This window comes from Kitasatospora sp. NPDC059088, assembly GCF_042738155.1.
Lineage (GTDB): Bacteria > Actinomycetota > Actinomycetes > Streptomycetales > Streptomycetaceae > Kitasatospora.
The window spans coordinates 1,403-12,277 of record NZ_JBHYGR010000165.1; the positions used below are offsets into that span (position 1 = coordinate 1,403).

10 protein-coding genes are annotated in these 10,875 nt (G+C 75.1%); 9 read left to right on the forward strand and 1 reads right to left on the reverse strand.

The features are described from left to right. The 8 genes from ACFWXO_RS40330 to ACFWXO_RS40365 form a co-directional block, all read left to right on the forward strand. Positions 1 to 510 (forward strand): LytR C-terminal domain-containing protein (locus ACFWXO_RS40330; protein WP_380530974.1); only part of this gene is annotated, 510 nt, incomplete at its 5' end. Positions 511 to 633: 123 nt separating this feature from the next. Continuing rightward, positions 634 to 1,083 carry an SRPBCC domain-containing protein gene (locus ACFWXO_RS40335; protein ID WP_375892858.1) on the forward strand — a complete coding sequence of 150 codons (450 nt, stop codon included), beginning with the start codon at positions 634 to 636 and terminating at the stop codon, positions 1,081 to 1,083. Between the two features lie 212 nt (positions 1,084 to 1,295). Further along, positions 1,296 to 2,096 (forward strand): VOC family protein, encoded by an 801-nt coding sequence (locus ACFWXO_RS40340; RefSeq protein ID WP_380530977.1) that lies wholly within the window; start codon positions 1,296 to 1,298, stop codon positions 2,094 to 2,096. 101 nt (positions 2,097 to 2,197) lie between these two features. Next, a complete protein-coding gene (locus ACFWXO_RS40345) occupies positions 2,198 to 2,956 on the forward strand; it encodes an HAD family hydrolase (protein WP_380530979.1) in 759 nt (252 codons plus the stop codon). After that, a complete protein-coding gene (locus ACFWXO_RS40350; RefSeq protein ID WP_380530982.1) occupies positions 2,953 to 5,358 on the forward strand; it encodes a glycoside hydrolase family 65 protein in 2,406 nt (801 codons plus the stop codon). The genes ACFWXO_RS40345 and ACFWXO_RS40350 overlap by 4 nt, the downstream gene beginning before the upstream one ends. A gap of 126 nt (positions 5,359 to 5,484) precedes the next feature. Beyond that, on the forward strand, positions 5,485 to 7,218 hold the full coding sequence (locus ACFWXO_RS40355) for a pyruvate dehydrogenase (RefSeq protein ID WP_375892865.1): 1,734 nt from the start codon (positions 5,485 to 5,487) through the stop codon (positions 7,216 to 7,218). A 113-nt stretch (positions 7,219 to 7,331) separates the two neighbouring features. After that, on the forward strand, positions 7,332 to 7,976 hold the full coding sequence (locus ACFWXO_RS40360; RefSeq protein ID WP_375892867.1) for a helix-turn-helix domain-containing protein: 645 nt from the start codon (positions 7,332 to 7,334) through the stop codon (positions 7,974 to 7,976). Positions 7,977 to 8,008: 32 nt separating this feature from the next. Further along, on the forward strand, positions 8,009 to 8,215 hold the full coding sequence (locus tag ACFWXO_RS40365) for a DUF6126 family protein (RefSeq protein WP_380530986.1): 207 nt from the start codon (positions 8,009 to 8,011) through the stop codon (positions 8,213 to 8,215). A gap of 71 nt (positions 8,216 to 8,286) precedes the next feature. On the opposite strand, the gene ACFWXO_RS40370 is transcribed toward ACFWXO_RS40365, so the two are convergent. Continuing rightward, positions 8,287 to 9,720 (reverse strand): PLP-dependent aminotransferase family protein, encoded by a 1,434-nt coding sequence (locus ACFWXO_RS40370; protein ID WP_375892870.1) that lies wholly within the window; start codon positions 9,718 to 9,720, stop codon positions 8,287 to 8,289. Between the two features lie 186 nt (positions 9,721 to 9,906). Between ACFWXO_RS40370 and ACFWXO_RS40375 the strand changes: the two genes are divergently transcribed. After that, complete coding sequence (locus ACFWXO_RS40375; RefSeq protein ID WP_380530989.1) at positions 9,907 to 10,803, forward strand: sigma-70 family RNA polymerase sigma factor; 897 nt, start codon at positions 9,907 to 9,909, stop codon at positions 10,801 to 10,803. Positions 10,804 to 10,875: the final 72 nt, after the last annotated feature.

Here is a 10,875-nt window from a genome sequence, read left to right on the forward strand (position 1 = left end):
GCCACGGCCCACCAGCCGGCGGCGGCCCCCAGCCGGGGCGCCGCCCCCCCGCCCCCCGCGCCGCCCACCTCCGGCGGGGGGGGCGCCCACGCCTCCAACGCCTCGGTCAAGGTCGCGGTCTACAACGGCACGGCCGTCAACGGCCTGGCCGGCAAGGCGACCGACCTGCTCAAGGGCGCCAAGTACTCGGCCAGTACGGCGGGTCAGGCGGCCAGCACCAAGTACAAGACCACCACCATCGAGTACGGCTCCAGCCAGAAGGCGAACGCCGAGAAGCTCGCCGCGCTGTTCCCGGGCGCCAGCCTGGAGCCCGGCAGCTCCCGCGGCATCTCGTTGATCGTCGGCCAGGACTTCGCCGCGGCCAACGGCATGGGGGCCGGCGCGTCCGGTGCCGCCGCCACCCCCGGCGCCCAGACGCCCGCGCAGCCGCTGCCCACCACCGTCACCAACGACGCCCGCTCGGCGGACGACGACATCTGCGCCAACACCACCTACGGCAGCGGCGGCTGATCCCACCCGCCGGACGACCGGCCGGACCGACCGCACGGCCCCCGGAGCGCGTGGCCCCGGGGGTCGTGCCATGGTGGCGGTAGCGGGGGGCCCACCGGTCGCCGGCACCGAAAGGGCGGACCCATGCCCGAGATCGCCATGCAGTTCGACATCGCCGCCTCCCGGGACGCCGTCCTGGCCGCGCTCAACACGCACGACGGGCTGACCGGCTGGTGGACCACCGGGGTGGGCCGCGAGGGCGAGGTGCTGCTGTTCGACTTCCCCGGGGTCCCCGAGCCGTTCCGGCTGCGCCGCGAGCGGGCCGACCGGGACCGGGTGCTGTGGGCCAACACCGGGGCCTTCCCGCCGCACTGGGCCGGCACCTGGATCAGCTGGGAGCTCGCCGACCGGCCCGGCGACCCGGGCCGCACCCGGCTGCTGTTCCGGCACGGCGGCTGGCAGCCGGGCAGCGAGGAGGGCGTCCCGATGGTGGCCGGCACCTGGGCCGAACTGCTGGTCCGGCTCAAGGACTACGCGCAGAGCGGCAAGGCGCAGCCGCTGTTCGTCACCGCCCTGCGCCACGACGAGGAGTGACCGCCCGGCCACCGTCCGGCCGCCACCGGGCCGCCGTCCCGCCACCGGTCGCCCACCAGGGCGCCGCCCGGTGGCGGGAACGCGGCGCCGGGCTGAGGGTGGGCGGTGTACCGCCGTCGGCCCCCCGTCCGCGCGGACGGCGGTACCGGTCGGGCCGGGCCCGCCCGCCCGACGACCCCAGCCGGCCACCACCGCCTCCGGGAGGCCCAGCGATGCCCCTAGTGACCGATCCGTACCAGCCCGGCACCCCGTGCTGGATCGACCTGATGGCGAGCGACCAGCAGGCCGCGCTCGACTTCTACCGCGACCTGTTCGGCTGGCAGGGCGAGCTCGGCCCGGCCGAGTTCGGCGGTTACGCCGTGTGCACCCTCAACGGCCGCCCGGTCGCCGGGATCATGGCGCGGTCCGCGCCCGAGGGCCAGCCGCTGCCGCCGGTCGGCTGGACCACCTACCTGGCCTCGGACGACGCCGACGCGGCCGGCGCCGCCATCACCGGGGCCGGCGGCACGGTGGTCTACCCGCCGATGGACGTCGGCACGGTCGGCCGGATGCTGGTCGCCGCCGACCCGACCGGCGCGGTGTTCGGGGTCTGGCAGGCGATGGACTTCATCGGCGCGGGCGTCGTCAACGAGCCCGGCGCGCTGGTCTGGAACGAGCTGAACACCACCGACACCGAGGCGGCCGGCCGCTTCTACCAGCCGGCCCTCGGACTGCGCCCGGCCACCATCCAGGGCATGGACGGCTACTACTCGCTGAACGTCGGCGACCGCACGGTGGGCGGCATGCAGGCGGTCCCCGGGTACCTGGAGTCCGGCACCCCCTCGCACTGGATGGCGTACTTCTCGGTGGACGACGCCGACTCCACGGTGGACGCCCTGGTCAAGGCCGGCGGTTCGGTGCTCCAGCCGCCGTTCGACATGCAGTCCGGCCGGATGGCCGTGGTCAGGGACCCGCAGGGCGCGCTGTTCGCCGTCGTCCAGTCGCCCGAGGCGCAGATGCCGGACTCGCCGTAACCGCCGCCCCCGGACGCGGTGGGCGACCGGATGCCGCCCTTCCGGCGACGCGCCGCCGGGAATGGGCGGCATCCCCCGCGTTCCCGGGGCAGACTGCACCCATGCTGGGGCTACCGGACGACATCCGCGCTTTCCTCTTCGACCTCGACGGGGTGCTCACCCGGACCGCGACCGTGCACGCCGCGGCCTGGAAGGACACCTTCGACGCCTTCCTGCGCGCCGAAGCCGCCCGCACCGGCGGGCCGTTCGTCCCCTTCGACGCCGTCACCGACTACGACACCTACGTGGACGGCCGCCCGCGCCTGGACGGCACCCGGGCCTTCCTGCGGAGCCGGGGCATCGACCTGCCCGAGGGCACCGAGGACGACCCGCCGAACACCCGCACCGTGCAGGGCGTCAGCCGGGCCAAGAACGACACCGTGCTGCGGCTGATCCGCGAGCAGGGCGTCGCCCCGTACGAGGGCTCGGTCGCCTACGTGCACCGGCTGCGCGCGCTGGGACTGCCCCGCGCGGTGGTCTCCTCCAGCGCCAACTGCCGGGACGTGCTGCGCTCGGCGGGCATCCTGGACCTCTTCGACGTGATCGTGGACGGCGTGGTCGCCAAGCAGCGGTCCCTGCCCGGCAAGCCCGCCCCGGACACCTACCTGTACGCCGCCCGCGAGCTGGGCGTCGAGCCCGCGCACGCCGCCGTCTTCGAGGACGCGCTGGCCGGGGTCGCCTCCGGCCGGGCCGGCGGCTTCGGCGCGGTGGTCGGGGTCAACCGCACCGGGCAGGCCGCCGAACTGCGCCGCGACGGCGCCACCGTGGTCGTCGACGACCTCGCCGAGCTGCTGTCGGACGACGAGGGGGCGACGTCATGAGTCCCGCCGACAACTTCGCCATCGACCCCTGGCAGATCACCGAACACGGCCTGGACCCGGCCTCGTTGGCCCGCGCCGAGTCCGTCTTCGCGCTCTCCAACGGCCACATCGGCCTGCGCGCCAACCTGGACGAGGGTGAGCCGCACGGCCTGCCCGGCACCTACCTCAACGGCGTCTTCGAACTGCGGCCGCTGCCCTACGGCGAGGGCGGCTACGGCTACCCGGAGTCCAGCCAGAGCGTCATCAACATCACCAACGGCAAGATCATCCGTCTGCTGGTGGACGACGAGCCCTTCGACCTGCGCTACGGCGAACTGGTCGGCCACACCCGCTGGTTGGACTTCCGCGAGGGACTGCTGCACCGCGAGTGCGAATGGACCTCCCCGGCCGGGCGGACCATCCGGGTGCGCTCCTCCCGGCTGGTCTCGCTCACCCAACGGGCCATCGCCGCCGTGGAGTACACCGTCGAGGCGGTGGACGGGCCGGTGCGGATCGTGCTCCAGTCCGAACTGGTCGCCAACGAGCAGCTGCCCGGCGGCCCCGAGGGGGACCCGCGGGCCGCCGCCGTGCTGGAGGCGCCGCTGCAGGCCGAGGCGCACCACGCGAGCGGCACCAAGGCCGTCCTGGTGCACCGCACCCGGTTCAGCGGCATCCGGGTCGCCGCCGGGATGGACCACGTCATCGAGGGCCCGGAGCGGCTGGACACCGTCGCCGAGGCCGAGGCCGACCACTGCCGGATCAGCGTCACCACCGTGCTCGCCCCCGGACAGCGGCTGCGGCTGGTCAAGTTCATGTCCTACGGCTGGTCCGGCACCCGCTCGCTGCCCGCCGTCCGGGACCAGGTCGAGGCCGCGCTGAACGCCGCCCGGTACACCGGCTGGGACGGCCTGGTCGCCGAACAGGCCGACTACCTCAGGGAGTTCTGGGAGACCAGCGACGTCGAGATCGAGGGCGACGTCGAACTCCAGCAGGCCGTCCGGTTCGCCGTCTTCCACGTCCTCCAGGCCGGCGCCCGCAGCGAGGAACGCGCCATCCCCGCCAAGGGGTTGACCGGCCCGGGCTACGACGGGCACAGCTTCTGGGACACCGAGACCTTCGTCCTGCCGGTGCTCACCTACTGCCTGCCCGGCGCCGTCAACCAGGCCCTGCGCTGGCGGCACACCACGCTCCCGCTGGCCCGCGAACGCGCCGCCCAACTCGGCCTGGCCGGCGCCGTGTTCCCCTGGCGGACGATCCGCGGCGAGGAGTGCTCCGGGTACTGGCCGGCCGGCACCGCGGCCTTCCACATCGGCGCCGACATCGCCGCCGCCGTGGCCCGCTACGTCCGGGCCACCGGGGACGCGGAGTTCGAGCGCGAGTACGGCCTCGAACTCCTGGTGGAGACCGCCCGGATGTGGCGCTCGCTCGGCCACCACGACAGCGCCGGCCGGTTCCGGATCGAGGGCGTCACCGGCCCCGACGAGTACAGCGCCGTCGCCGACAACAACGTCTACACCAACCTGATGGCGCAGACGAACCTGCGCGCCGCCGCCGAGGCCGCCGTCCGCCACCCGCGCGAGGCCGACGCGCTCGGCGTGGACACCGAGGAGACCGCCGCCTGGCGCGACGCCGCCGCCGCGATGTACGTCCCGTACGACGCGGACCTCGGCGTCCACCCCCAGGCCGACGGCTTCACCCACCACCAGGTCTGGGACTTCGAGGGCACCCCGCCGGAGAAGTACCCGCTGCTGCTGCACTACCCGTACTTCGACCTGTACCGCAAGCAGGTGGTCAAGCAGGCCGACCTGGTGCTCGCCATGCAGGTCCGCGGCGACGCCTTCACCGACGAGCAGAAGGCCCGCAACTTCGCCTACTACGAGCGGCTCACCGTCCGGGACTCCTCGCTCTCCGCCTGCACCCAGGCGGTGATCGCCGCCGAGGTCGGACAGCTCGACCTCGCCTACGACTACACCGCCGAGGCCGCCCTGATGGACCTCCACGACCTCGGCGGCAACACCCGCGACGGCCTGCACATGGCCTCGCTCGCCGGGGCCTGCATCGCCCTGGTGGCCGGCTTCGGCGGGCTGCGCGACCACGGGGAGACGCTGGACTTCCGGCCCCGGCTGCCCTCCGGGCTGATGCGGCTGAGCTTCTCGCTGCTGGTCCGCGGCCACCTGCTCGGCGTCCGGATCACCCACGAGGGCACCACCTACACCCTGCGCCGCGGCGAGGTGATCCACCTGCGGCACGACGGCGAGACGGTCCAGGTCAAGGCCGGCACCCCGGTCACCCTGCCCACCACCGTCCCGCCCGCCCAGGAGCGCTGCGCCCAGCCCCCGGGGCGCGAGCCGGCCCGCCGCCAGCCCCAGGCGGGCCTGGTGGCCGGCAAGCTCGGCCAGCAGGACCACCTGGCGGCGGAGTAGCCGCGCCGGTCGCTCGCCTGTTCGGGCCCGCTCCGGATGCGGGGCGGGCCCGCACCTCGGAGGGTGGGCACGTCCGGTGACAACCGGCGCCCGGCCGAGCCCGGCGCCCGGCGAAGGGGTGCGCCCGTGGCGACGGTGGCCGAACAGATGGTGGAGGTGCTCCGGCAGGCCGGGGTGGAGCGGGTCTACGGCGTCGTCGGGGACAGCCTCAACCCGGTCGTCGACGCGATCCGCCGGGCGGACGGCATCGGCTGGGTGCACGTGCGCAACGAGGAGGCCGGTGCCTTCGCGGCCGCCGCCGAGGCCGAGCTCAGCGGCCGGCTGGCGGTCTGCGCCGGCTCCTGCGGCCCCGGCAACACCCACCTGATCCAGGGCCTGTACGACGCCCAGCGCAGCGGCCTGCCGGTGCTCGCGCTGGCCTCGCACATCCCGTCCGGGCAGATCGGCACCGGCTTCTTCCAGGAGACCCACCCCGAGCGGGTGTTCACCGACTGCAGCAACTGGTGCGAGATGCTCTCCACCCCCGCCCAGCTGCCCCGGCTGCTGCGGGTCGGCATCCAGCACGCGCTGGGTTCGCACGGCGTCTCGGTGCTCGCCTTCCCCGGGGACGTCGCAGCCCTGCCCGCCGCCGGGCCGACCGGCAGCAGCCACTTCCTCACCGAGCAGGCGGTGGCCGCGCCGCCCTGGTCCCAGGTGCGGGAGCTGGCCCGGCTGCTGAACGCGGCCCGCCGGGTCACCCTGTTCTGCGGTGCCGGGGTGCGCGGTGCGCACGCCGAGGTGATGGCGGTCGCCGAGGCGCTGCACGCGCCGGTCGGGCACTCGCTGCGCGGCAAGGAGTGGATCCAGTTCGACAACCCGTACGACGTCGGGATGAGCGGACTGCTCGGCTACGGCGCCTGCCACGAGGCGCTGCACTCCGCCGACCTGGTGCTGCTGCTCGGCACCGACTTCCCGTACGACTCCTTCCTGCCGCAGGCGCACACCGTCCAGGTCGACCACGACGCGACCAGGCTGGGCCGGCGCACCGCCCTGGAGCTGGCCGTGCACGGCGACGTCGCGGCCACCCTGCGGGCCGTCCTGCCGCTGCTGGAGGCGAAGCCGGACCGCTCCTTCCTGGACGGCCTGCTGCGCAAGCACTGCAAGTCGCTGGAGGACGTGATCGGCGCCTACACCCGGGACATCGAGAAGCACCTGCCGATCCACCCGGAGTACGTCGCCTCGGTGCTGGACGACGTCGCCGCCGAGGACGCGGTGTTCACCGTGGACACCGGGATGAACAACGTCTGGGCCGCCCGCTACCTCCGGCCGAACGGCCGCCGCCGGGTGATCGGCTCCTTCCTGCACGGCTCGATGGCGAACGCCCTCCCGCACGCGATCGGCGCCCAACTCGCCTGCCCCGGGCGGCAGGTGATCGCGATGGCGGGCGACGGCGGGATCGGCATGCTGCTCGGCGAACTGCTCACGGTGGCCAAGCACCGGCTGCCGGTGAAGACGGTGGTCCTCAACAACGGCGCGCTCGGCATGATCAAGCTGGAGATGCTGGTCTCCGGCTACCCGGAGTACGAGATCGACAACGGGGACGTGGACTACGCGGGCATCGCCCGGGCGATGGGCATCCCGGCCAAGCGGGTCACCGAGCCGGCCAGGGTCCGGGAGGTGCTGGCGGAGGCGCTGGAGCGGCCCGGACCGGCCCTGGTGGACGTGGTCACCGACCCCAACGCGCTGTCCATCCCGCCGCGGATCACCGCCGCCCAGGTGAAGGGCTTCGCGCTGGCCGCCGGGCGGACGGTGCTGTCCGGCGGGGTCGGGCGGATGGTCGACCTGGCGCGCAGCAACCTGCGGAACATTCCCCGGCCGTGAGTGCCCGGCCGTGAGTGCCCGGGCGTGAGTGCCCGGGCGTGAGCCCCCTCGGAGCGGTTTGCCCCTGAGGCAAGTTTCTTGCCCCTGCGGCAGGGCGGGTGTCCACTGGACGCATGAGCAGCAGCACCACCGGTGCCACCGGCACTCCCGCCGACGACGGCCGGCTCGACGACCAGGAGGTCGCCGGCCTCGCCGCCCGCCTCCGCGAGCACCGGCTCAGCAGCCGCCTCACCCTGGAGGTCGCCGCGGGCCGGATCGGCCTCTCCCCAGCCTATCTGTCCCGGCTGGAGACCGGCCGCCGCCAGCCCTCGCTGCCCGTCCTGCTCGGCCTGGCCCGCGCCTACGGCACCTCGGTCTCCGGGCTGCTCGGCGAGGCCCTGGTCGAACCGGACCCGGTGGTCCGCGGCGGCGCCATCGAGCCCGGCCGGGCCGGCGGCTGGGGCTACCGCCGGGCCGGCGCCCCCGGCCGCGCCATGCAGGCCCTACGGGTGTTCGTCCCGCCGGGCGTCCAGGACGAGGTGGTCCGGGTCCACCCCGGCGAGGAGTGGCTGTACGTCCTGCGCGGGGAACTGCGGGTCACCCTCGGCGACCGCGTCCACCACCTCGCCCCCGGCGACTCCGCGCACTACGACTCGCTCACCCCGCACTGCATCGCCGCCGCATCCGGCACCGGCGTCGAACTGCTCTTCGTCCACACCCTGTTGCAGAGCCCCGGCGGCGAACTCTGCCTCGGCGGCGGCCCCGCCGCGAGCCACTGACCAGCCGTCAGAACACCTCGGAGGAGATCACCATGGCCGATCCCACCACCGCCGACACCGCCGCCGCCACCACCGGTGCCGTCGGTGCCCCCGACACCGCCGCCGGCCCGAAGACCGTCGACGCCGGCAAGTGGGCCAACAAGCGGGTCTACCACCGCCTGGTGATCTACACCGTGGGCTGCCACCTCTTCGCCGGGTTCATCATCCTGCTGTTCGAACTGGGCACCCGCAACAAGTAGGTGACCCCACCTGCCGGGCGTCCGTCTCCGCCCCCGTCGGAGGCGGGCGCCCGTCCGACCGCCCGGCGCGGTCAGGCGTCGCGGAGCACTCGGCAGAGGGCCTCCAGGGCCGCCGGGAAGGCGTGCTCCGGCGGGGACCCGTAGCCGATCACCAGCGCGGGCCCGGTCTCCTGCTCCGCCCCCGGCGTCGCCGGGTCGGCGCGGTGCCGGTCGAGGCCGCTGAGGGCCAGTCCGGCGGCCTCGGCGCGGGCCAGCAGCTCCGCCTCCGGCGTCGCGCCGGGCGGGAGTTGCAGGACGGCGTGCAGTCCGGCCGCGATGCCGGTGATCTCGACCTGCGGGGCGTGCTCGGCGAGCGCGGCGACCAGCCGGTCCCGGCGGCGCCGGTAGTGCAGCCGGCAGCGCCGCACGTGCCGGTCGTACGTCCCCGAGGTGATCAGCTCGGCCAGGGTCAGCTGGTCCAGCACCGGGGACATCGTGTCCGCGAGCACCTTCGACCGGGCGACCGGTTCGACCAGCGCGTCCGGCAGGGCCAGCCAGGCCAGCCGCAGGCCCGGGGCCAGGCTCTTGGCGGCGGTGCCCGCGTACACCACCCGCTCCGGGTCGAGGGCCTGCATCGCGCCGAGCGGCTGCCGGTCGTAGCGGAACTCGCCGTCGTAGTCGTCCTCGATCACGTACCGGTCCTGCTCGCGCGCCCACCGCACCGCGGCCGCCCGCCGGTCGGCGGACAGCGGCGCGCCGGTCGGGAACTGGTGGGCGGGGGTGAGCAGGGCGGCGGCGGGGCCGGCGTCCAGCCGGTCGACCAGCGCGCCCTCGCAGTCCAGCGGCAGCGGGACGGTCGCCAGCCCGGCGGCCCGCACCACGGCGTGCTGCGGCGGCAGCCCGTACGCCTCCACCGCGAGCGAACGGGCCCCGCGCTCCTTCAACGCCGCGCACAGCAGCCCCAGGCCCTGCTGGAAGCCGCTGCACACGAGCAGGTGGTCCGGGTCGGTGCGGACCCCGCGGACCCGGGCCAGGTAGTCGGTCAGCGCCTCGCGCAGTTCGATCCGGCCCAGCGGGCTGCCGTAGCCGAACGCGTCGTGCGGTGCGGTGGCGAGGGCCCGGCGGGCCGCGGCCAGCCAGGCGTTGCGGGGGAACAGCGAGAGGTCGGGCCGCCCGGACATCAGGTCGTGCCGGACGCTCGGCCGCCGCCCCCCGGCGGGCGCGGACCGCGTGCCCCGCACCGGCACGGCCCGCCGCGCGACGGTGGTGCCGGACCCCTGCCGCGAGCTGAGCCACCCCTCGGCGGCGAGCTGCCCGTACGCCTCGACCACCGTGTTGCGGGCGATCCCGAGGTCCTCCCCGAGCGCCCGCGAGGACGGCAGCCGCGTCCCGGGCGCCAGCCGCCCGTCCTGCACCGCCTCGCGCAGCGCGTCCTCCAGCGCCGCCCGCAGCCCGGCGCCGGCAGCACGCCGCCCGGTGAGGTCCAGATGCAGATCGCCGCCGAAGGCGGTCCAGGAGCCGTTCACGGGCCCCATTCTCGCCTGTCGCGGCGGGTGCCGATGTGCTCGAAGCGGTGGCCGTCCTCCCTCGGGTTCGGCAGAATCGGGTGGGGTCGTCGGGGCTGGTGGGGCCGGTCGGGCCGGTGGGACCGTCGGGGTGGGCGGTCGGTGTCCGTCATCGATCCGACGGGTGCCGAGACGAGGATGTGACAGATGGGCGAGGAGAACTCCGGAGCGGAGCTTCTGGCCGCGCGGTTCGAGGCGGAGCGGCCCCAACTGCGGTCCGTGGCCTACCGGATGCTGGGCTCGGTCGCCGAGGCGGAGGACGCCGTCCAGGAGGCGTGGTTCAGGCTGAGCCGCGGTGACACGGGCGAGCTGCGCAACCTCGGGGCCTGGCTGACCACGGTGGTCGGCCGGATCTGTCTGGACCAGCTGCGCTCCCGGGCCTCCCGGCGGGAGGACCCGCTGCCCGAGCAGGAGGGGCGGGTGCGGCTGCCGGATCCGGTGGTGAGCGGGTCGGCGGCGCTGGACCCGGTGCACGGGATCCTGGTCGCGGACTCGGTGGGCATCGCGCTGATGGTGGTGCTGGAGACGCTCTCCCCGGCGGAGCGGGTGGCCTTCGTGCTGCACGACCTGTTCGACGTGCCCTTCGACGGGATCGCCGAGGTGCTCGGCCGGACCGCCGCCTCGACCCGCCAACTGGCCAGCCGCGCCCGCCGCCGGGTGCAGGGCGCCACCCCGGCCGGAGACACCGACGACGGGCTCAAGCGCACGGTGGTGGAGGCCTTCCTGGCCGCCGCCCGGGGCGGGGACTTCGACGCCCTGCTGACGGTGCTGGACCCGGAGGTGGTGGCCCGGTCCGACGGCGGCCCGCTGGTGCCGAGCGTGCTGCGCCGGGGCGCGGCCGAGGTCGCCGCCCAGGCGATCGCCTTCGCCCGGTTCGCCGCCGACGGGCGCCTGGTGCTGGTCAACGGCTCGCCCGGCGTGGTGTCCTTCGCCGGGGGCCGCCCGCTGTCGGTCATGTCCTTCACGATCCACCGCGGCCGGATCACCGGACTGGACGTCCTCACCGACCCGGACCGGCTGGCCGCCCTGGGGCTCACCGGGTAGAACGCCCGCGGGGCGTACGGCAGTTGGGCGTTCGGCCCGCGGGTTGTCGGGGGGGCGGCGTCGGGGCGGCCG